General features: G+C 43.9%; 23 protein-coding genes and 1 other RNA gene. 4 read left to right on the forward strand and 20 right to left on the reverse strand.

Going from position 1 to position 20,648, the window contains the following annotated elements; genetic code table 11:
- The 6 genes from B4K11_RS03865 to rsmI all read right to left on the reverse strand — a co-directional run bounded on the left by B4K11_RS03865 (position 1) and on the right by rsmI (position 5,264).
- Complete coding sequence (locus B4K11_RS03865) at positions 1-1,704, reverse strand: peptidoglycan D,D-transpeptidase FtsI family protein (RefSeq protein WP_292952787.1); 1,704 nt, start codon at positions 1,702-1,704, stop codon at positions 1-3.
- A complete protein-coding gene (ftsL, locus tag B4K11_RS03870) occupies positions 1,694-2,068 on the reverse strand; it encodes a cell division protein FtsL (protein WP_292952790.1) in 375 nt (124 codons plus the stop codon). The genes B4K11_RS03865 and ftsL overlap by 11 nt, the downstream gene beginning before the upstream one ends.
- Complete coding sequence (gene rsmH, locus B4K11_RS03875) at positions 2,069-3,007, reverse strand: 16S rRNA (cytosine(1402)-N(4))-methyltransferase RsmH (RefSeq protein WP_292952793.1); 939 nt, start codon at positions 3,005-3,007, stop codon at positions 2,069-2,071.
- A 39-nt stretch (positions 3,008-3,046) separates the two neighbouring features.
- Positions 3,047-3,502, reverse strand: coding sequence for a division/cell wall cluster transcriptional repressor MraZ (gene mraZ / locus B4K11_RS03880; RefSeq protein WP_292952796.1), 456 nt, complete (start codon positions 3,500-3,502; stop codon positions 3,047-3,049).
- 533 nt (positions 3,503-4,035) lie between these two features.
- Positions 4,036-4,389: RNase P RNA component class A (gene rnpB, locus B4K11_RS03885), an RNA gene on the reverse strand.
- Between the two features lie 41 nt (positions 4,390-4,430).
- Positions 4,431-5,264 carry a 16S rRNA (cytidine(1402)-2'-O)-methyltransferase gene (gene rsmI, locus B4K11_RS03890; protein ID WP_292959245.1) on the reverse strand — a complete coding sequence of 278 codons (834 nt, stop codon included), beginning with the start codon at positions 5,262-5,264 and terminating at the stop codon, positions 4,431-4,433.
- Between the two features lie 36 nt (positions 5,265-5,300).
- Here rsmI and B4K11_RS03895 point away from each other — a divergent pair, with 36 nt between their 5' ends.
- From B4K11_RS03895 to B4K11_RS03910, 4 genes are read left to right on the forward strand one after another with little or no spacing between them, the layout of a single operon-like run.
- Complete coding sequence (locus tag B4K11_RS03895; RefSeq protein ID WP_292950600.1) at positions 5,301-7,118, forward strand: penicillin-binding protein activator; 1,818 nt, start codon at positions 5,301-5,303, stop codon at positions 7,116-7,118.
- A gap of 7 nt (positions 7,119-7,125) precedes the next feature.
- Positions 7,126-7,485 carry a YraN family protein gene (locus B4K11_RS03900; RefSeq protein ID WP_292950602.1) on the forward strand — a complete coding sequence of 120 codons (360 nt, stop codon included), beginning with the start codon at positions 7,126-7,128 and terminating at the stop codon, positions 7,483-7,485.
- A 19-nt stretch (positions 7,486-7,504) separates the two neighbouring features.
- On the forward strand, positions 7,505-8,098 hold the full coding sequence (locus B4K11_RS03905) for an SIS domain-containing protein (protein ID WP_292950604.1): 594 nt from the start codon (positions 7,505-7,507) through the stop codon (positions 8,096-8,098).
- Positions 8,098-8,682: a BON domain-containing protein gene (locus B4K11_RS03910; RefSeq protein WP_292950606.1), complete on the forward strand. Its 585-nt coding sequence runs from the start codon at positions 8,098-8,100 to the stop codon at positions 8,680-8,682. Before B4K11_RS03905 ends, B4K11_RS03910 begins: the two co-directional genes overlap by 1 nt.
- Positions 8,683-8,767: 85 nt before the next feature.
- Here B4K11_RS03910 and B4K11_RS03915 read toward each other — a convergent pair whose 3' ends face one another.
- The 14 genes from B4K11_RS03915 to B4K11_RS03980 all read right to left on the reverse strand — a co-directional run bounded on the left by B4K11_RS03915 (position 8,768) and on the right by B4K11_RS03980 (position 20,624).
- A complete protein-coding gene (locus B4K11_RS03915) occupies positions 8,768-9,190 on the reverse strand; it encodes a ClpXP protease specificity-enhancing factor (RefSeq protein ID WP_292950608.1) in 423 nt (140 codons plus the stop codon).
- A gap of 81 nt (positions 9,191-9,271) precedes the next feature.
- A complete protein-coding gene (locus tag B4K11_RS03920; protein WP_292950610.1) occupies positions 9,272-9,910 on the reverse strand; it encodes a glutathione S-transferase N-terminal domain-containing protein in 639 nt (212 codons plus the stop codon).
- An 82-nt stretch (positions 9,911-9,992) separates the two neighbouring features.
- Positions 9,993-10,766 carry a cytochrome c1 gene (locus tag B4K11_RS03925; protein ID WP_292950612.1) on the reverse strand — a complete coding sequence of 258 codons (774 nt, stop codon included), beginning with the start codon at positions 10,764-10,766 and terminating at the stop codon, positions 9,993-9,995.
- On the reverse strand, positions 10,766-12,013 hold the full coding sequence (locus B4K11_RS03930; protein WP_292950614.1) for a cytochrome b: 1,248 nt from the start codon (positions 12,011-12,013) through the stop codon (positions 10,766-10,768). Before B4K11_RS03930 ends, B4K11_RS03925 begins: the two co-directional genes overlap by 1 nt.
- Entirely contained in the window at positions 12,013-12,609 is a 597-nt protein-coding gene (gene petA / locus B4K11_RS03935; protein WP_292950616.1) for a ubiquinol-cytochrome c reductase iron-sulfur subunit, read from the reverse strand. Before petA ends, B4K11_RS03930 begins: the two co-directional genes overlap by 1 nt.
- A 265-nt stretch (positions 12,610-12,874) precedes the next feature.
- Positions 12,875-13,267: a 30S ribosomal protein S9 gene (gene rpsI, locus B4K11_RS03940; RefSeq protein ID WP_292950618.1), complete on the reverse strand. Its 393-nt coding sequence runs from the start codon at positions 13,265-13,267 to the stop codon at positions 12,875-12,877.
- A gap of 14 nt (positions 13,268-13,281) precedes the next feature.
- Positions 13,282-13,710 carry a 50S ribosomal protein L13 gene (rplM, locus tag B4K11_RS03945; protein ID WP_292950620.1) on the reverse strand — a complete coding sequence of 143 codons (429 nt, stop codon included), beginning with the start codon at positions 13,708-13,710 and terminating at the stop codon, positions 13,282-13,284.
- Between the two features lie 293 nt (positions 13,711-14,003).
- A complete protein-coding gene (gene zapE, locus B4K11_RS03950; RefSeq protein ID WP_292950622.1) occupies positions 14,004-15,113 on the reverse strand; it encodes a cell division protein ZapE in 1,110 nt (369 codons plus the stop codon).
- 137 nt (positions 15,114-15,250) lie between these two features.
- Positions 15,251-15,952, reverse strand: coding sequence for an LrgB family protein (locus B4K11_RS03955; RefSeq protein ID WP_292950624.1), 702 nt, complete (start codon positions 15,950-15,952; stop codon positions 15,251-15,253).
- Between the two features lie 2 nt (positions 15,953-15,954).
- Positions 15,955-16,311, reverse strand: coding sequence for a CidA/LrgA family protein (locus tag B4K11_RS03960; protein ID WP_292950626.1), 357 nt, complete (start codon positions 16,309-16,311; stop codon positions 15,955-15,957).
- Between the two features lie 24 nt (positions 16,312-16,335).
- The gene (locus B4K11_RS03965; protein ID WP_292950628.1) at positions 16,336-16,911 is read right to left on the reverse strand and encodes a TMEM165/GDT1 family protein; all 576 of its coding nucleotides are present in this window, start codon (positions 16,909-16,911) and stop codon (positions 16,336-16,338) included.
- Positions 16,912-16,995: 84 nt separating this feature from the next.
- Positions 16,996-17,670, reverse strand: coding sequence for a hypothetical protein (locus B4K11_RS03970; protein WP_292950630.1), 675 nt, complete (start codon positions 17,668-17,670; stop codon positions 16,996-16,998).
- Positions 17,671-17,706: 36 nt separating this feature from the next.
- Positions 17,707-18,426 carry a tyrosine-protein phosphatase gene (locus B4K11_RS03975; RefSeq protein WP_292950632.1) on the reverse strand — a complete coding sequence of 240 codons (720 nt, stop codon included), beginning with the start codon at positions 18,424-18,426 and terminating at the stop codon, positions 17,707-17,709.
- Positions 18,423-20,624 (reverse strand): GumC family protein, encoded by a 2,202-nt coding sequence (locus tag B4K11_RS03980; RefSeq protein ID WP_292950634.1) that lies wholly within the window; start codon positions 20,622-20,624, stop codon positions 18,423-18,425. Before B4K11_RS03980 ends, B4K11_RS03975 begins: the two co-directional genes overlap by 4 nt.
- Between the last annotated feature and the right edge of the window lie 24 nt (positions 20,625-20,648).

Below are 20,648 nucleotides of genomic sequence, written 5' to 3' on the forward strand. Positions count from 1 at the left end.
TTATCTCTTAGCCACTTGTTTTTCTACTTCAGGCAAATTATCTGGCGGTACATTTAATAATCGCAACGCACCACCAACAGCACGAGAGAAGACCGGCGCTGCGACCTCCCCTCCATAGTATTCTTGACCTTTAGGGTTATCGATCATGACCACGGTTACTAACCTTGGATTACTCACCGGAGCGATACCCGCAAAGGTTGATACATATTGGTCATCGATATATCCACCACGACCCACTTTATGCACAGTCCCGGTTTTACCTGCTACACGATAGCCGGGCACTGCTGCTCTTCTACCCGTACCTTTACTACTGATGACCGTTTCCATCATGACACGCACATCTTTTGCAACTTGCGCTGGCATAACACGTACAGGCTTACTTGGCTCCTCCTGACGAATCAAATTAACAGGACTCATCACGCCATCATTTGCTAACGCCAAATAGGATTGAGCTAGCTGCAGCGGCGTCACAGAAAGGCCGTACCCATAAGACAATGTCGCTCTTTCGACCTTCTGTCTTTCATTTAAATAGGGAAGATAACCCGTACTTTCTCCCGGGAAACCAATCCCAGTTGCTTGCCCTAACCCTACATTGTGATACAGATTACGTACCGAGCCTTCAGGTAAGCTGAACGAAAGCTTTGTAACACCTACGTTACTTGATTTAGTAATAATGGTTGAGACATCAATCTCTCCATAGTTACGATGATCTCGTATGGTTTTTCTTTTTACCCTCATATAACCAGGTGACGTATTCACCATGGTTTCCGGCGTATATTTCCCACTCATCAAGGCCGCTGCAACAGTCATCGGCTTTACCGTCGACCCGGGCTCAAACGTATCTGTTAATGCCCTATTTCGAAGCGCTGTTGAAACTCTTTGGCGTGGATCGTTAGGGTTATAAGAGGGCTGATTAGCCATTGCTAAAACCTCTCCAGTTTTTACATCTAACATCACCAATGAACCGCCATCTGCTTTATGCGCTTTTACGGCCGCCTTCAATTCACGATAAGCCAAATATTGCAGGCGCAGATCAATACTTAATTCAATATCATTACCGTGCTGAGCAGACTTTACTTCCCTTATATGTTTAATCGTTCGCCCAAGGCGATCTTTCATAACCAGCTGTTTACCGGAATCAGCCTTCAGCCAATCCTCATACGCCAGCTCTAACCCTTCCTGCCCTTTACCATCTAAGTTTGTAAAACCCACTAAGTGAGTAGTCACTTCCGCCGCAGGATAGTAGCGTTTATATTCTCTATCGACATGAATACCTGGAATTCGCAAAGATCTAATCTTTTCCGCCAGCTCTGGGGTACCCTGTCGTTGTAAATAGATAAAACGTTTTGTTCTGCTAGCCGATAGCTTTGCTTTCAGTTTTTTCTTATTCGTCTTCAGCAGAACCGCTAATTTAGCTAAACCGTCGTGCTGCAAATCCGTCATTTTAGGATCAGCCCAGATTGTCGCCACCGGAGCACTAACCGCTAAAGGCTCGCCATTTCGATCAGTGATAATCCCACGATGCGCTGGCACCTGAACTGTTCGCAAGGTTCGCTTGTCACCCTGTGTCTGTAGAAACTCCTGATCATCAACATAAAGAGTCAACATTCGCGCGGTAATACCCACTGCAATCAGAAGCAAAAGAACAAGCACCAACCATAGGCGCCATCCTCTTCCAACTGTTGCTTCGGTATTATCGCTCATTGCGTATAACCTCTATTTGATTTACTTCGGGAACAATCATCTTTAATCTTTTCTCCGCTTGCTGCTCCACTCGATTATTTGCAGCCCAAGCACTTTGCTCCAACAGCAATTGCCCCCACTCAACCTGCAACTCGTCCCTTTGCTGTACCAACTGCTGATGCTGATGAAAAAGCGTACGGTATTCAAAAGCACTCATCACAACAGCCAAACAAGAGACCAACAGCAAAACAACCAAAACAAACACGATCAAAAACGGACCAAGCAACTCTTCTGGGCTATAGAACTTAGTACTTTGCTCCTTGTTCTCCGCATCGTTTTCTTGCTCTTCCTTTTTCAGGAAACGCTGTAAGAAAGCAAACTGCATTTATGCCACTTTCTCAGCCACTCGCATCACAGCACTACGAGCTCTTACATTATCTTCAGTTTCAGAACTGCTCGCTTTAACGGCTTTACCTACATTCTTAAAACGAATTTCCAACATATCGTTGGTAAAAGGGATACCGCGAGGCAGATGTTCGTCACCCTTAACATGCTTACGAATAAAACGTTTAACGATACGATCTTCTAGTGAGTGAAAACTAATAACCACAAGACGACCGCCCACCTTTAACATTTCAAGCGCTTGATCTAGGCAACTTTCTAAATCTTCTAATTCACGATTGATGTGAATACGTATACCTTGAAATGCACGGGTAGCAGGGTTCTTCCCTTTTTCCCAAGCCGGGTTAGCTTCCGCAACGATTTTAGAGAGCTGGGAAGTTGTAGTAATCGCCTCCTCTTCACGCTTAGCAACAATCGCTTTAGCCATACGGCGTGAAAACTTCTCTTCGCCATAGGTATAAATCACATCAGCAATTTCAGATTCTTCAGCACGCGCAATCCATTCCGCCGCGCTTTCCCCTGATGACGTATCCATACGCATATCCAAAGGACCATCATTCATAAAACTAAAACCACGGGACGCGTCATCCAACTGAGGGGATGAAACGCCTAAATCCAGTAAAACCCCATCAACCTGACCACTCATTCCACGCTCAGTCACAAATGACTGCAACTCAGCAAAACTGCCGTGAGCGATTGAAAATCGAGATTCTCCATCAAAACGCTCTTTTGCATGAGCAATCGCCTGAGGATCTTTATCGATACCCAACAAAACACCATCACCCGCCAACTGCTCCAAAACTAGGGACGAATGCCCCCCACGCCCAAACGTTCCATCGACGTAAAAGCCAGATTTATCCTGCACTAACGCCTCGACAGCTTCTTGCAGCAAAACCGTAATATGTTTAAATTCCTGGCTCATTTACTTATCTCTATTACTTAAATGAAGACGCTTATATAGCTATAGCGAAAGGTTTTGTAACTCTTCGGGCATTGCCATGCCACCTTCCACATCTTGAAGATATTCTTCACGAGTGGCTAACCACCTAGATTCACTCCAGACCTCAAACTTTTGCCCTTGACCGAGTAGCACAATCTTTTTATCTAACTCCGCATATTCACGAAGAGGGGCTGGCAATAACAATCGACCACTACCATCCACATCAATATCAGTCGCATGGCCAATCAAAAGACGCTGAATTCGGCGAGCAGCAGGGTTAAAACTAGGCAAAGCCTCTATTTTTTCCTGAATCTCTTCCCATTCGTGCAGGGGGTAAAGCAATAAACAACGCTCTTCAGTATCAATCGTTGCTACGAGCTGCCCATCACAACTCGTCGTGATTTTCTCACGATAACGAGCTGGGATCGCCATGCGCCCCTTAGCATCTAGATTGATTTGATTAACGCCTCTATACATTTTTTGCTCTTTCAATCCACCAAAATGACAGAAATACCCACTTTTACCCACTTTATCCCACTAGAGCACACTATAGAAAGGAACCCTAACTAAAGCAAGGTTGAATCACGATGAAACAGATGTTTGATAGGCGAGTTTATTAGAGAAATTGATATAAAAAATTCGGCCTAGAAAGCCAAAAGAAAAAGACACTTAAAAAACAAGTAATTAGAGATTTTGAAACAGAACTAAAGGCAAAAGGGTCGCAAATAAGCGACACTCAAGATGAAAAGAATAACTTTGCAGGCTTTTTAGCTAATCCTGAACCATCGCTCATCTAAGATGCGTATCGCGGCAAAAACCTAGAGCACAATACAAATTCAAGTAACACTCAGACCGGAGCGCAATCAGCACAGCCATCTATTATTACTAACGAAAATAGTAGGAACCCTGCGAAGGACAACAAAAGGATGGCGACTCTGTACCAGTCTATGTACCATGTTCTCAATGCTCGCAAAGAAGCGCGTAACTATTTGAAAAAATAGAGAAAAAACTTGAGGAGTTTGCCGATAAGCCGGGTTCTGTCGTGGACAATCATTCATCTGGGATACGCATTGCTACGCACCTCAAGCAACCTACCCGGTTCCAGCGCGGGTCACGCCTGTAGGAACCCTATTTGGTCTTGCTCCGAGTGGGGTTTACCATGCCGTGGAATGTTGCCACCCACGCGGTGCGCTCTTACCGCACCATTTCAACCTTACCGTTATGCCGAAGCATACTTAGGCGGTGTATTTTCTGCTGCACTTTCCGTCGACTCGCGCCGCCCAGACGTTATCTGGCACTCTACCCTTTGGAGCCCGGACTTTCCTCCATCCTTTTACAAGGACAGCGACTGCCTGGCAAACTCCTCGCGGCGGATTCTAACAGAGAGAATCCGCATGAGCGAGCATTACCGCTCTAAAGCTGCCTGATAAAGTACCTTTTTCTTTAAGCCTGTAATTTTCGCCGCTAAAGAAGCCGCTTGGCTAGCCGGCAATTCAGCCAATAGTATATCTAGTACCTCCAGGGCCTTAGCATCTAAAGCAACGTCACCTTTACTTTCAACCCCATGAACCAGAACAACAAACTCGCCGCGCTGCTGGTTATTGTCGGCCGCCATCCATTCAAGAAGCGCATCCAACTTGTCCACATGGATTGTTTCATAAGTCTTTGTTAATTCACGTGCAACCGCAACAACTCGATCCCCACCAAAAATAGACTGCATATCCTTTAGGGATGCCAAAATACGATGCGGAGACTCATAAAAAATCAATGTCCGCGACTCATCCACCAAGCCTTTTAGCTGCTGTTTACGTCCGCTAGACTTATGCGGAAGAAACCCTTCAAATGCAAAACGATCCGTAGGCAAACCCGCCGCAGATAATGCTGCCACAAACGCCACACACCCGGGCACAGGAACGACTTTATAGCCGGCTTCTCTAACGCCCTTCACAACAACATAACCAGGATCCGAAATCAGTGGCGTTCCTGCATCAGAAATCAGCGCAACACTGGCACCAGATTGCAACTGGTGTACAATTGTCTCAATTCGCTGGCGTTCGTTATGCTCATGTACGGAAACAAGGCGGGTATCAATACCACAATGCGCCATCAAACGGGCACTATGACGAGTGTCCTCTGCAGCAATCAGTTCAACACGCTGCAATACATCAACTGCGCGTGGTGTCATATCCTGCAAATTTCCAATCGGTGTAGCAACAACATAAAGTGCCGGTTCTAACATTACAGATACCATCCTCAAACTTGGGTTGTGAAGTATATGAAATTTCAGTGGCGCCTGTCTCTTTCTGCCATCCTACTAAGCACTATTATTTCCGGTTGCGGCGTTCAATCACCGTCAAAACCTGTTATTAGCTCCGCTGAGCAGAACCAAATCAAGGTAACAACCCTTTTAACTAAAGCGGAAAAATCAAAACCGATAAAATCTGCAACACTTCGAGCAGAAGCAGCACAGATCCTCCTATCTTTAGGTGAGAAGGATAGAGCATACAAAGTACTGAATGATATAGATATCAGCCTGCTTTCTCCCTCCATTCGATTTGATATAGCAAAACTAAAAGCTGAAGCTGCAATTGAACAGCAAAACCCTGATCAAGCGCTGCAACACCTATCCACCTTTGAGACGGTAAATAAAACAGATTTACTGGCGTCCCAAGAGATAGAAATTTTACAACTTCAAGCTCAGGCATTTAATCAGCAGAATGAGATACACAGTGAAATCAAAGCACTGATCAAACTAAGCCTCTTGCTAGATACCAACGAAGCCAAACAACAGGTTCACGACGGAATATGGGATCGACTGATACAACTCGATTCCACGACACTCTCAACCTTATTAAGAAATGGAAACAATAGTTACTACGAACAAGGCTGGCTCGAACTTATTAGCGAACTCTCGAGCAGCACACAATTAGATACTCAATACCAAGCGATCAACAACTGGTCAGCACTCTGGGAAGCACACCCCGCACGAACACTTCCCCCAACCGCTCTTAGCAATTTGAGTACCGTTACGTTTAATGCAGATAAAATTGCTATTTTACTACCTCTTGAAGGAAAGCTAGCTAAAGCAGCCGCCGCAATCAAAGAGGGCATTTTAATGGCGCATTTTCGCGAACAACAGCTTAGCAAACCCTCCCCAGAATTACTTTTCCTTAACTCCGAAAAAATCAACACACCTATTCAGCTTGCCTCCATATTAGAAGAGCAGCAAGTTGGATTAGTGATAGGCCCTTTATCAAAAGAATATGTCACGACACTCACGTCAGACACACATATTAAGACACCTATCCTAACCCTAAATTACTCAGAAGAATCAGCTAAGGAAGGCTTATACCAATTCGGGTTATCCACCAACGATGAAGCACGACAGATAGCCATTAGAGCGTGGAATGATGGAGTGAGGAAGGCAGCCGTACTGACACCTAACAGCAAATGGGGCAACAAAGTAGAAAGCGCCTTCAGCGAATATTTCACGCAACTAGGAGGCCAAGTAGTCAGCAGACACGCCTTTGGTGAAGTAAGCGAATACTCAGACGATATCGCTTCATTTCTTGGCACCAAAGAAAGCACCGATAGATACAAAGCCCTTCGCCAAGTAGTAAATACGCGTAGAATTGAATTTGAAGAACATCGCCGCCAAGATATTGATGCCATCATTCTTACTGCACTACCTAATGATGCAAGACAGCTAACACCTATACTTGCGTTTAACTTTGCAGGCGACCTTCCGATCTATGCAACATCACACATCTACAGCGGTACCAGCGACGCCATTCAAGATCAAGATTTGAACAAAATCAAATTCATTGGCACCCCTTGGAGCCTTAAACCAGCGTCACAAAGCAAGGTTCTAATCTCTCAACAACGCACAGATACAAATACCCGCTTTGGCCGACTCTATGCACTCGGCTTAGATGCTTACCGTATTTACCCTTATTTGCAGCAATTAAGCTCCCTACCGGGTGCGGAGATTGCAGGAGAAACAGGAAAAATAAGCATTGATAACAATGGTATTATCAAACGAGAATTAATTTGGGCAGAATTTAAAGAAGGCTCCCCCTCAATCGTCGAGTAGCGCACACATGGACAGTAACAAAATCGGCAAGGACGCCGAAAAATTGGCTGAAAAATACCTAATCAAACACCGACTAAAGCTTCTAGAACGAAATTTTAGCAGTCGCTTCGGCGAAATTGATCTAATCATGCAAGATCGGGATACCTTAACCTTTATTGAGGTACGCTATCGCAACAGCAAGATGTTCGGTGGAGCAGCAGCCTCAGTCACAGCAAGCAAACAATCCAAGATAATCAAGACCGCTCAATTTTATTTAAGCCAAAATCCTCGCCATGCAAATAAAAATTGCCGTTTTGATGTCATCGCATTCGAATATGATGCAGCACCTTCAAGCCCTCTGTGGTATAAAGATGCATTTAGAATTTAAGGCATAGTTTAAGGACAGCATGGAACTCGAAGACCGCATTGTCAGCCTGTTTCACAACTCAATGGAAATCAACGCGATTACCATTGAACAATACACCCCATTAATCGCCCATGCTGGTGAACTTCTACTCCATTGCCTTGTCAATGAAAGCAAGATTCTCTGCTGCGCTAATGGAGCTTCATCACCCCTAGGACAACACTTTACATCACTGCTGATGAATCGTTTTAGGCATGAACGACCTGGCCTACCCGCCATAAACCTTAACTCTGACGGATCAACACTTAGTGCGATCTGTGAAGATACCAGCTTTATGGATGCACACGCCAAACAGATCCATGCGTTAGGACAGCCCGGTGACATCCTGTTACTACTGACACCTCATGGCCGCTCGAGCAATTTAGTCCAAGCGATTCAAGCAGCACATGATAGAGAGATGACCGTTATTGTATTAAACGGCGGAGACGGTGGAGATATCACCGCCCTGCTAAGCCCTGAAGAGGTTGAGATTTGCGTGCCTAGCGAAGATAGCGCACTTGTTCACCACGCACAGTTATTAGTATTACACGCACTATGTGATTTAATCGATTATCAACTATTTGGAAGCGACGAGTAATGATTAACAGCAAAACACTACTACTCATAACAAGCTTAGGTTTATCACTTGCTATTTCAGGTTGCTCAGACTTAATAAGCGCAGGACATGAACAACCGATTCAAGAAGACCCAGGCAATCGCACTTACGGCTCTTACATTGATGACGAAGTGGTAGAAACGCTCTCCATGGTAAACCTGAATAAAGGTTCCGAAAACATGGAAGCCTCAAACATAAGCGTAACCAGTTTCAATGGCATCGTATTACTCACAGGACAAGCTCCAAACGAGATGGCACGCCAAGAAGCGGAACAGATCGTTTCACAAGTAAGAAAGGTAAAGAAAATCCACAACGAAATTAAAATTTCTGGAATTTCATCTACTCTTGCGAGAACAAATGACACCTGGCTAACAACAAAAGTTAAGGCTGAATTGCTAACCAATGAAGCGGTAGAAGGCTCACGCATCAAAGTTGTTACCGACAGTAGTACAGTATACCTAATGGGACTCGTCAGCCCTCAAGAATCAGATATTGCGATAAACATCGTACGCGGGATACCCGGCGTAGAGAAAATTGTTAAAGTATTTGAATACGTTAACCGCTGATAGATTTCAACTACGTACTTATTTGACAGGAACAGCAAGCCAATCAAATAAGTACGATTTTCACTGACTCTCTTATTCAGCGTACCTACTTAACAACCTTTAAACTTGGTCTTTTCGGCTTATCATCCTTAACGTCCGCCTCAGTATCAACTGAAACCTCAACCTCACTCATCTGCTCTTCTAAATAAGCCTCTATACCGGGCTCGCCACCGAACCCCATTCCCTGACCGTTCTCACGTGCGTAAATAGCCAACAATGCTTTCATCGGAATATACACATCCATAGGCTGGCCCGAAAATCGCGCATTAAACGAGATGGCCTGATCATCCATAAAAAAATTTCGTACCGCAGATGGGTTTATATTCATAACAATCTGACCCTCCTCTACAAACTGTAGCGGGACAGTCACATCTGCCGCGTTAGCATCAACTAGCAGATGCGGCGTCAAATCACTGTCCAACAACCAGTCATACAAAGCTTTAACAATATAAGGACGACTAGGCTTCATTTTAAGTACTCACTTCTCTTTCAATTAGACATAAAAAAAGGGATGAAACATCATCCCTTTTTTACAACAGTTCCGCAAAGCTTAATCGCGCATTTCGCGCTCAGCTTCTGACAAGCTTACTTGGAAGGATTCGCGTTCGAACAAACGCTCCATATACTTCACTAGCGGCTTACATTGATCTTCAGGCAGCTCAATACCCAATAGCTGCAGACGCCATAGTAGCGGTGCCAAACAGCAATCAACCAAAGTAAATTCTTCGCTCATAAAGAACGGCTTATCATCAAAAATAGGCGAAATAGTGACTAAGCTATCGCGCAAATTTTTACGAATTTCTTCAGCCTTATCTTCATCATCAGCCATTGAAGCTTCAAAGATCTGATCCGCAAGATCACACCAGTCACGCTGAATACGATACATATAAAGACGACTTTCAGCGCGCGCTACCGGATAAACAGGCAACAGCGGTGGATGAGGGAAACGCTCATCAAGATATTCCATCATCACGTTTGGCTCATACAAAACCAAATCGCGGTCCAACAAAGTTGGCAAGCTGTTATATGGATTCACAGAGGTTAGATCTTCAGGTAGATCATTCTCATCGCAATCATGAATCTCTACAGCGACACCTTTCTCAGCCAATACGATACGTACGCGATGGCTATACTGATCTTCACCATTTGAGTAGAACGACATGGAAGAACGTTTTGCCACGACACCCATTAACTATTCCCCTTTTCAGAAACAGACACGCGGCCCCATAGTGAGGCCGCGCATGAAACAGTGTAATTATATCACACTGCTATTAGTGTATATCTCTCCAGAACTCTTTCTTCAAAGCGTAAGCCAGGAAGAAGAACAAGAAAAGGAAGATCAATACATATGTACCAATACGTTGAGAATCCAACTTAGATGGTTCACCCATGTAAACCATAAAGTTTACAAGATCATAAACAACCTTATCGAATTCAGCAGGTGATAACTCACCTGAACCTTTAGCAACGTTAGCACAGTTGTTTAAAGGTGTATTTGTAAGTGGGTCGATACCTTTGCCACGCATACCGTTAGCGTGCATCTCATCCCAAGAACAGCTTGCAGTTACTACACCTTGCAGTGAACCAAGAACGTTAGGCATACCAACATCTTTAAATACTGCGTTGTTCACACCCCAAGGGCGGGACTCATCAGCATAAAAGCTACGAAGGTAAGTATATAACCAATCACCACCACGCAGACGCGCTTCTAGCGTCAAATCTGGTGGAGGGTTACCAAACCATTTACCCGCATCTGCTTTAGACATAGCGATCGTCATCTGTTCGCCGACTTTCTGATCACTAAAGATCAGATTTTCAGCAACTAGCTCCGGATTCATACCTAAATCAATAGCTGCACGCTCATAACGCTGATATTCAGCTGAGTGACAACCTAAGCAGTAGTTCACAAATGTTTGCATACCACGTTGTAGGGAAGGTTGATTCTTCAAATCAACGTCCATGTGGTCCAGGTGACCAGAACCACCAGCAGCATTGGCCGTAAGAGGCAGCACTGCCATAACTAAAGTGATTAATAACTTTTTCATCAGCCTGTAACCCTTTCTGGAACTGGTTTAGTGCTTTCCATTTTGGTATAGAACGGCATAGCAAAGAAGTACAAGAAATATAGCGCAGTACAAATCTGAGCTGCAACTGTACGTTCAGGGCTAGAAGCTACAACACCAAGGTAACCCAAGATTACAAAGCTTACACAGAAGATCACTAACATAACCTTACTGATCATACCTTTGTAACGAATAGATTTAACCGGGCTACGGTCAAGCCATGGTAGAACGAATAGAATTGCAATCGCACCACCCATTACAACAACACCAGGGAACTGAGACCCAAACATTGGCGGAATCGCACGCAACATTGCGTAGAATGGCGTAAAATACCAAACAGGAGCAATATGATTAGGCGTCTTCAGCGGGTTAGCTGGCTCAAAGTTTGGCGCTTCAATTAGGTAGCCACCACCTTCTGGGAAGAAGAAGATAACTGCACAGAAAACAAACAAGAACACAACCACACCTACAATATCTTTAACAGAGTAGTATGGGTGGAATGGAATACCGTCTACAGGTACGCCGTTCTCATCTTTGTTTTCTTTAATTTCAATACCATCTGGGTTGTTAGAACCCACTTCATGCAGAGCAATGATATGCAGTACAACCAATGCTAGAAGCACGATTGGCAATGCAACAACATGCAAAGAGAAGAAACGGTTAAGCGTAATACCAGAGATTAGGTAATCACCACGGATCCACTCTGCAAGCTCAGGACCAATAAATGGCACAGCCTGGAACAGAGATACAATTACCTGAGCACCCCAGTATGACATCTGCCCCCATGGTAATAGGTAACCCATGAAAGCCTCAGCCATAAGCGCTAAGTAAATTGTCATACCGAACAACCAAACCAACTCACGTGGCTTGCGGTAAGATCCATACATCATGCCACGAAGCATGTGCAGATAAACAACTACGAAGAATGCAGACGCGCCCGTTGAATGCATATAACGCAGCAACCAACCATATTCGACGTCACGCATGATGTACTCAATTGATGCAAACGCGCCTTCAGCAGAAGGATTGTAAGACATAGTCAACCAAATACCTGTTAGCAGCTGGTTTACAAGAACCAACAATGCTAATGAACCAAAGAAGTACCAGAAGTTAAAGTTCTTTGGTGCGTAATATTTAGATAGGTGATCTTCCCACATTGCCGTAGCCGGGAAACGATCATCAATCCAACCCATGATACCTGGGTTTCCTTTATTTCGAGAACCAGCCATTATGCAGTCTCCTGATCTACACCAACGATGATCACGTTATCACTAGCATAGTGATGCGGTGGGATCACCAAGTTACTTGGCGCCGGGGAGCCGTTCATTACACGACCAGACAGGTCAAAACGAGAACCATGGCATGGGCAGTAATATCCACCAACCCAATCAGGACCAAGATCGGCAGGAGCCAATTCTGGACGATGAGTAGGTGAACAACCTAGATGCGTACAAATTCCAACCAAGACAGTAAATTCATCACGGATAGAACGCGCTGGCGTCTGTGGAATATATTCAGGCTGCTGAGCCAAGTTTTCAGAATTAGGATCTTGTAAATTATCTAATTTAGCTAGATCAGCCAAAGTTTCTTTGCTACGGCGAAGAACCCATACAGGCTTACCACGCCAGCTAACAACTGTCTGCTGACCTGGTTCTAATTTACTAATATCCACCTTGACAGGTGCGCCGGCAGTTCTTGCCTTAGCACTCGGTGTCCAGGAAGCTACGAATGGGACAGCTGCTCCTACAGCACCAACCGCACCAACTGCGGATGTAGCACCGATTAGGAGACGGCGCCGACCCTTATTCACGCCATCATTGCTCATTAAGACTATCTCCCCTCAATCGACCTTATTTTGTATTTTTGCAGGTGCAGAAATACCCTGGCCGCTAAGAATTATAAAACATTGGAAACATGTATCTTTAAAATGGCCAAATAGTAATGAAAACACCCCTTTTTTACAAGGTGAATTACTGTTTTTCGAGGTATCTTAGGCCAAAGTATTGATTTAGTGCAGTGCAAAAAAAACGCCCATCCCAAAAAATGAGATAAGCGTTTTTCTGAATCCGTATTCTCGAAGAGAAAACGAATTAACGTTTGGAGAACTGTGGCTTCTTACGTGCTTTACGTAGACCAACTTTCTTACGTTCAACCATACGAGCGTCACGAGTAACGTAACCGGCTTCGCGTAGTGCTGGACGTAGAGTCTCATCAAAAACCATCAGCGCACGTGTAATACCGTGACGGATAGCGCCTGCCTGACCGAAGCCACCGCCGCCTTTAACTGTAACAACAACGTCAAAAGACTCAGTGTTGCCAGTTAGTTCAAGTGGCTGACGCACGATCATGCGAGCAGTTTCACGACCGAAGTAATCTTCGATTGTGCGGTTATTAATAGTGATAACACCTGTACCTGGACGTAGGAAAACACGTGCAGCAGACGTTTTACGACGACCTGTACCGTAATACTGTGTAGTAGACATAATCTTCCTTCCCCTTAGACGTTCAATTCTTTAGGCTGCTGAGCCTGATGCGGATGTTCTGCACCAGCATATACTTTCAGCTTCGTGTACATAGCGCGACCCAATGGGCCTTTTGGAAGCATGCCTTTAACAGCAAGCTCAATAGTGCGCGTAGGGAAAGTTTCTACCATCTTTTCGAAAGAAGCTTCTTTCAAGCCACCTGGGAAACCAGTGTGGTGGTAGTAAGTTTTATCTTGACGCTTGTTACCTGTAACGCCTACTTTTTCAGCGTTGATAACTACAATGTAGTCACCAGTATCAACATGCGGAGTGTAAACTGGCTTATGCTTGCCACGTAGACGACGTGCAATTTCAGTAGCCAGACGACCCAGAGTTTTACCTTCTGCGTCAACAACGTACCAGTCGCGTTTTACTTCGGCTGGCTTAGCGACGAATGTTTTCATCTGTATAGCCTTTCAACTTGACTCAGATCTCGTTACCCAAAATACAAATAACCGACCTGACTTATAATTATTTGTTGTCAAAAACAATCCTGACAACTCGATTTTCGCCCAAATTCTAGCAACCCTAAAACTTGGGAGCGCGCATTATATATACCTACCAACACACTCGCAAGCACACAGTAACAATTAATCACTAATAGGAGGTTCTAAAGACCATTATTTACCAGCTACACACTCAAAAACAAAAAAGACGCTTAACGCGCCTTTCTTTAGCAAAATAACTATCTATTGAATCACGCTCTATGCTCTCTCGCTAAATATTCGTGAGACTGCATTTCTAAAAGCCGACTTTGCGTTCTTTCTATCTCAAACTCCAAACGTCCTTCAGAGTAGATCTCATGGATAGGCTTATCTGCGCTTATAATCAACTTAACCCCACTATCATAGAACTCATCAACCATATTGATAAAGCGGCGTGCAGAGTCATCATTCGCTCGACCTAACTGCGGCACATTACCCACCATCACCGCATGAAAAATTTTAGCGAGTTCAATATAATCATTTTGAGAACGCGGGCCTTCACAAATATCAGTAAAATCAAACCATACAACATCTTCACAGCAACGACGGGTTTTCATATCTCGACCGTTAACTTCCAGAACCTCACCTTCTACAACCTCTTCAAGATCAGGAGCAAGATTTTCAAAACTGCGATTCAAGCTTTGATCAGCCTTATCATCTAGTGGATAGTGATAGAGCTCAGCCTGCTCCAAAACACGTAAACGGTAATCAACTCCACCATCGACATTAACTACATTCGTGTAACGATTAAGCATATCAATGGCAGGCAGGAAACGCGCTCGTTGCAAACCATCTTTATACAAACCGTCTGGAACTATATTTGATGTTGCCACTAGCGCTACGCCATTATTAAACAGCTCCTGAAGGAGACTACTCAATATCATCGCATCAGTAATATCGGTAACAAAAAACTCGTCAAAACAGATAATTCGAGTTTCACTTGCATACTTCTTACCAATTTCGACTAGAGGGTTTGCCGTACCATCCAATTCCTTAAGTTCTTTATGAACACGCTGCATAAACCTGTGGAAATGAGTACGCATCTTCTGTTCAAAAGGCAGGCTGTCATAAAAGGTATCCATCAAATACGTCTTACCACGCCCCACGCCGCCCCAAAAGTACAAGCCTTTTACTGGTTCTTGAACCTCAGGCTTCTTCAGCTTACTTTTTAAACGCCCCATCAAACCAACTTTAGGCGTTTCTTTCACAGCAACTAAATCATCATAAAGACGCTGAAGGTTTTCGACTGCCATCTCCTGTGCTGGATCATAGGAGAAATCATCACGCTGAAGGTCAAGCTTATATCTTTCTAACGGGGTCATGTCACATGCCATTTTGTCTAGGTTTCAACCAGCGCGAACTTTACCGCCGAATGCCTCATTTAGCAAATGCAGCATTCAATTATGGAAGACTGAAATATCTTGCTAGCTAAGTGAACAAGACTCGTTTAAAGGCGCTACTAGAGACCAATTATTGGAATCAACAGAGGTAACATAAATGCAGTAAAAGCTCCGGTCATCCCCATTGCCAAACCACCAAAAGCTCCTGCAACCATGCCGTATTCAAAGGCATAAGCGGTTCCCATCGCATGAGCACCTACGCCCAAAACAAACCCTTTTACAGATTCGTCTTTAATCCTCAGCACTTTATAAATCAATGGAGCTATTAGACAACCCATCGCCCCGGTAATAAGGACTAAACCTGCGGCTAAAGATGGATACCCTCCTACCTTTTCCGCAATCGCAATAGCGATTGGAGAAGTCACCGATTTAGGAGCAAGCGTTAAAAGTATCTGATCACTCAGTCCAAACCAAGCCCCAATAGCTATCGCCGATGCTGATGCAATAACAGCCCCAGAGACACATCCAACCAAAAGCGGCAATAACAATCTTTTTACGGTCGCTAAATTATCATAAAGTGGAACAGCCAATGCTACGACCGCTGGCCCAAGCAGCAGATGGATATATTTCCCTCCTTCCATATAAGTAACATATTCGGTCTCTGTAACCTTTAGCACCACAATAATAAGCGACAAAGAAACTAAAACAGGATGCAAAAAAGGCGTTTTGCCTGCTTTTGCGTTAATCCAGGAAGCCAAAAGAAAGACTACAAGGGTAACCACCAACCAAAGAACAGGAAATGTCTGAAAGTGCTGCCACATTCTCACCTCTCTCCCTCTTCAAGCTTTTCTTTTGAAAGGAGTTTTAATAAGCCAGCAACGACAAACATAGTGATCAGCGTACTCACAAACAACGCAATCAAAAGCTGCCCCCAATATTCGGACAACACACCAAAATGAGTCATCAAACCAACACCGGCTGGAACCAAAAGCAGTGGCAAAACAGAAAGAAGGCCTTCGCTGGAAAGCCGCAACCCCTCGGGCACTTTCCCAACAACAATCAGCCCGATTAATAAAAGCAACATACCTACGACAGAACCAGGAATCGGCACCTCAAAAAAAGTGACCACTACCTCACCGACTAACTGACAGCTCAGCAGTATCAAAAAACCAATAATCATAAATTCCCAATGAAGTAATAATCCCTAAACCAACACAACATACAACTGCTGGAAAGAGAGAAATGAAAAAACAATAAAAAGAGTACCGGCCCCACGGTGAATCAACTTAAGCGATATTTTTTGCATCAGCAGCCGCCCAAACCAGATACCCAGCAACGAAGTCATAAGCAGCGCTGACGTTCCCGCCATCCAAACTACCCAAACACTCTCAACTGCCGCCATAGCTGCGACCGCAAGTTGAGTTTTATCACCTAGCTCCGCAAAGAAAATCAGTAAAAATACTGATACTACCACTCCCCTCCCTAGATTAGGCGCAGTAGCATCCTCTTCATCCTGCGCTCTTAGAGACTGGACACCAAAAAACAAAAAGAGGATTCCCACAATCAAAAAAACAATATGCGCAGGAAGGTATTCGGCAATAGAAGCCCCAAACAATACAGCAACTAAGTTCAATAACGAGAATGCCAAAGCACTTCCTATCAATACTGGCATCAAAGCATATCGTGCGGAAAGAGTCATGCAGACCAACTGACTTTTATCGCCAAATTCGGCCAGAAAAACAAGTAGAAAAACTTTTAAGAAAGGCTCAAGGATATCCACAAAGCACCTACAGCAAACACAAAGCGTTAATAAAGAAATAATAGTAAACTATACACTTTCACTACCACCATTAAACAGTAAGAGTTACGCAGCTGAACACAGCGTCGCCTGTAAAGCATCCCGTTTCAAGTAAGCACAAATAGCGGCACGTTTTTTATAAGCATCGAGTGTTGCTCGGATATTATTAGAATTACGAACAAGAGCACGCTCAACATTCTTCGCAAAAACATGCTTTTGCTCTAATGACAGCGACACCCAAGATAGAGCTGCCGCATGTGATAATGTCAGATGAACAGACTGCTCCCATGGCCCATAACGAACAGCACGAGATAAAGCCTTATCGTAATCATCATCAAACTCTTTCAAGTATGATTTCATTAACACCAAGTTAGCCCAGCTATACGGCCAATTGGGTCTTAGCTCGATAGCCCTTAGATGCAATTTTTTCGCCTCTCTAAGGTCTGACAAGCTATCTTTATCTAAACCATTCACTAACGCTCTGTAGTATAAAAGCCGCCCCTTGAGCTCAATATATTCAGGATTACTGCCCTCCCAAGACAACGCCTCATCAACATTAGCAAGCGCACTATTAACCTGACCTAATAACGGTAACTCCTCTTGAGTTTGCCAGTCATCTAGCGCATAACGAACCTTATACCCATACATATCCCCAACTCCCCATGAAATGACGACATAGGAAGCGATGACACATAGGGCAATTAATAAAGAGGCCAATAACTTAAAAATATAAAGCTGCATTTCAAACTACCCTCTTAGACCTGGCCCTTAGGAAATCTAGAGCAAACCAATAATTTTGGCTGGATTATCCCAGACTAAGCGACGCGCTTCTGCCTGGCCTATTAGCTGAGAAGCCGCCTCAACAGCTTCGGACAAAACCGGAGGCCTACGGTCAGAATTATGAGCATCAGATGCAATTACTGTTACCCAGCCTTTATCTAACATCTCATCAGATAAACGCTTCGCCTCTACGCCAAAATTACCGGCAACAGACATAGCCGTTAACTGAAATAAACAACCTAATTCAACAAAAGGCGCTAATTTTGACACATCAGACATAATTCCCTTATTGCGTTCAGGATGAGCAATCATTGGCACTACACCCCGAGCCATCAACCACTGAACCAACTTATCACTACCTGGAGGGACATGACTATGTGGCAACTCTAGCAACATAACTCGCTGCCCATCCCACTCACCCAAAAAAGGGAGCTGATCTACCGCAAACATCCCTAACATTTCAGCTGAAAGCCTGACTTCACCTGCCGCATGAATACAGAGGTTAATTTCATGTTCGTCTAAAGCCGCTTGAAATTCGTTAAAGACAGGTAAGATTGTTTGCTGAGTATTATCAAAACGTCCGGGATGAACATGAGGAGTCATTGCCATATGTGTAATGCCATCAGCAACAGCGATACGCGCAAGAGAAAGAGCCTCTTCTACAGAAGAGGCTCCATCATCAATACCGGGCAATAAATGAGAATGCAGATCAATCATGCAACGTTTTTACTCTCTTCGGTATAGCCATAAGAATCATAATAGCCACCATAGTCGCCACCATAATACTTAGACGCTTTTTTCGTGTTCACCTGATTTAACACCACACCTATCAAAGGCGCATTAACATCTTTAAGACGCTTAATACCCGCTTTAGCCTGCTGATAGCTAGTAGAATCAGCTTTAACCACATAGATCATTGCACCAACCGTAGAAGAAAGAACCAACGCATCACTCACAGCCTGCGCAGGCGCTGTATCTATAACAATTCGGTCATACTTTTCTTCAAGTACCGCCAAGGCCTTGGCAAAACGCTTAGAAGACAATAATTCCAGAGGATTAGGCGGAATCAGTCCCGCTGTAATCACATCGATGCTAGATCCTTCATGGTGATGAATACACTCTTCAAGCTTCGCAGTTCCTGCAACCAAGTTTGACAGCCCAGGCGAACGCAAGCCGAAACCTAGTGCTTTAGCTAATGAAGGACGTCTCATATCAGCGTCAATCAGCAGCACTTTTTCCATTTGACCTAAAGAAAAAGCCATATTAATTGCTGTAGAAGTTTTACCTTCTCCAGGCACAGTAGAGGTCACCGCCAACACTTTATGAGGATTATCGAGTGCAGAAAGAACAACACCTGTACGAATTGTCCTAACAGCCTCAGCAAACTGCGACTGATTTTCTTCAATATAAGCATTATAACTAGGGTGTGCTACACCCTTCTTGGCTTTTAGCAATGGCAATAAACCCAGCATCGTTTCGCCAAGCTTAGTTTCAATTTCAGAAGCAGTTTTGATCGTGTTATCTAGCGCCTTTAGCAAAAAGGCAAAAACAACACCGAACATTAAACTAACGACAAAGGCTAAAACAACGATAAGTTTTTTCTTCGGCTTAGCAGGTAATAAAGGCTTAACCGCTGGATCCACAATACGCGCATTCGCAGCTTTCAAATCCCCTGTAGCACTTGTCTCACTTAAGCGAGTAAAAAATGTATCGTACAACGCCTGTTTAGTATCAACATCCTGCTGTAGCTCTTTTAACTTAAACTCTTTGCGGCTGATATCTTGCATACCAACTTTTGTTGAACTCAAAGAACCCTCTAAAGACTTCTCACTTGCTACAGCGGCCCTATATTGGTTTTCTATCCCATTTACGACTGAGACTATTTGCTGATTTAAAGAACGGTAAGCGATATTTAATTCTGAGTTAACCGACTCCATTTTAGGGTGTTTAGACCCATAGCGTTTAGCAAGCTCAGATTTTTTCAATTGAATCTGCGCAACCGATTCTTTCATGGTTTGTACAAGCGGATGCTGTAACACGGCAGGAATCAACTCTAAACGCCTAGGATTACGCTTACCGATTTTCTGGATCTGCTTATAAACGCCTTCTAGTTCCAAGCGATCACGTCGAGATTCAACCAATTTAGTAGCGACTAGGTCTAGCTCTTTAGAGGCAATATCCAAACCTCCTTTCTCGCCAACAATACCTTCACTATCTCGGTAATCCTGTAGCTTTTTCTGGGTAAGGCGTAGATCATCTTTAAGATGTCCTAAGCGCTCACTCAACCATGAAGAAGCCTGCATCGTCACTTCTAGCTTTGCTTCCAGATTCCCTTCGATATATGCAACACCGATCTCATTAGCCACTTTTGCAGCCAACTTAGCGTCATATGATTCATAGGTAACTTTGACCAATTGGGTTTTACGTACTGGAGAAATGGATACTTTCTCTAAAAATTGATCAACCTTCCCCTGAAAAATATCAGCTTCAGAAGGAGCTTCGTTGGAACCCGGAAGATCAACAGGTAGTAGCGCTCGCCAATCAAATGAAAAACCTGGTTCCTCATTAAATTCAGGATGGTTAACCAAATCCAGCTTGGTCATCACTGCTTCTGCAAGCTTTCTGGATTTTAGAATTTCAAATTGTGTTAAATAGTATTCTTGGTTACCTGAATCGATCCCATAAACCTCCTCAATCGAGACGACTTGGGCCGAATTCGCTTCAATAAGTAACGTCGCAGTCGCTTTATAAACAGGACGCAAAGAGAAAACCACCAAAATAGTTAGCAGTGTAACGAGGAAGGCAAACCCAACAATACCCCATTTATGGCGATTAATTGTTTGCCAGTATTCTCGTAGATCGATCACATCATCTGACATCATTCGATTAAGGGAGGCGTTGTCTTGATTTTCCATGAACAAATCCGTTTGGTGAAAAGG

The organism is Neptuniibacter sp. UBA6509 (assembly GCA_002435145.1).
Lineage (GTDB): Bacteria > Pseudomonadota > Gammaproteobacteria > Pseudomonadales > Balneatricaceae > Neptuniibacter.

Excerpts from the sequence above, each read along its gene's own strand:
- B4K11_RS03865 (WP_292952787.1), bottom strand. The coding sequence starts at position 1,704 with ATGAGCGATAATACCGAAGCAACAGTTGGAAGAGGATGGCGCCTATGG.
- ftsL (WP_292952790.1), bottom strand. The coding sequence starts at position 2,068 with ATGCAGTTTGCTTTCTTACAGCGTTTCCTGAAAAAGGAAGAGCAAGAA.
- rsmH (WP_292952793.1), bottom strand. The coding sequence starts at position 3,007 with ATGAGCCAGGAATTTAAACATATTACGGTTTTGCTGCAAGAAGCTGTC.
- mraZ (WP_292952796.1), bottom strand. The coding sequence starts at position 3,502 with ATGTATAGAGGCGTTAATCAAATCAATCTAGATGCTAAGGGGCGCATG.
- rsmI (WP_292959245.1), bottom strand. The coding sequence starts at position 5,264 with ATGTTAGAACCGGCACTTTATGTTGTTGCTACACCGATTGGAAATTTG.
- B4K11_RS03895 (WP_292950600.1), top strand. The coding sequence starts at position 5,301 with ATGAAATTTCAGTGGCGCCTGTCTCTTTCTGCCATCCTACTAAGCACT.
- B4K11_RS03900 (WP_292950602.1), top strand. The coding sequence starts at position 7,126 with ATGGACAGTAACAAAATCGGCAAGGACGCCGAAAAATTGGCTGAAAAA.
- B4K11_RS03905 (WP_292950604.1), top strand. The coding sequence starts at position 7,505 with ATGGAACTCGAAGACCGCATTGTCAGCCTGTTTCACAACTCAATGGAA.
- B4K11_RS03910 (WP_292950606.1), top strand. The coding sequence starts at position 8,098 with ATGATTAACAGCAAAACACTACTACTCATAACAAGCTTAGGTTTATCA.
- B4K11_RS03915 (WP_292950608.1), bottom strand. The coding sequence starts at position 9,190 with ATGAAGCCTAGTCGTCCTTATATTGTTAAAGCTTTGTATGACTGGTTG.
- B4K11_RS03920 (WP_292950610.1), bottom strand. The coding sequence starts at position 9,910 with ATGGGTGTCGTGGCAAAACGTTCTTCCATGTCGTTCTACTCAAATGGT.
- B4K11_RS03925 (WP_292950612.1), bottom strand. The coding sequence starts at position 10,766 with ATGAAAAAGTTATTAATCACTTTAGTTATGGCAGTGCTGCCTCTTACG.
- B4K11_RS03930 (WP_292950614.1), bottom strand. The coding sequence starts at position 12,013 with ATGGCTGGTTCTCGAAATAAAGGAAACCCAGGTATCATGGGTTGGATT.
- petA (WP_292950616.1), bottom strand. The coding sequence starts at position 12,609 with ATGAGCAATGATGGCGTGAATAAGGGTCGGCGCCGTCTCCTAATCGGT.
- rpsI (WP_292950618.1), bottom strand. The coding sequence starts at position 13,267 with ATGTCTACTACACAGTATTACGGTACAGGTCGTCGTAAAACGTCTGCT.
- rplM (WP_292950620.1), bottom strand. The coding sequence starts at position 13,710 with ATGAAAACATTCGTCGCTAAGCCAGCCGAAGTAAAACGCGACTGGTAC.
- zapE (WP_292950622.1), bottom strand. The coding sequence starts at position 15,113 with ATGACCCCGTTAGAAAGATATAAGCTTGACCTTCAGCGTGATGATTTC.
- B4K11_RS03955 (WP_292950624.1), bottom strand. The coding sequence starts at position 15,952 with ATGTGGCAGCACTTTCAGACATTTCCTGTTCTTTGGTTGGTGGTTACC.
- B4K11_RS03960 (WP_292950626.1), bottom strand. The coding sequence starts at position 16,311 with ATGATTATTGGTTTTTTGATACTGCTGAGCTGTCAGTTAGTCGGTGAG.
- B4K11_RS03970 (WP_292950630.1), bottom strand. The coding sequence starts at position 17,670 with ATGCAGCTTTATATTTTTAAGTTATTGGCCTCTTTATTAATTGCCCTA.
- B4K11_RS03975 (WP_292950632.1), bottom strand. The coding sequence starts at position 18,426 with ATGATTGATCTGCATTCTCATTTATTGCCCGGTATTGATGATGGAGCC.
- B4K11_RS03980 (WP_292950634.1), bottom strand. The coding sequence starts at position 20,624 with ATGGAAAATCAAGACAACGCCTCCCTTAATCGAATGATGTCAGATGAT.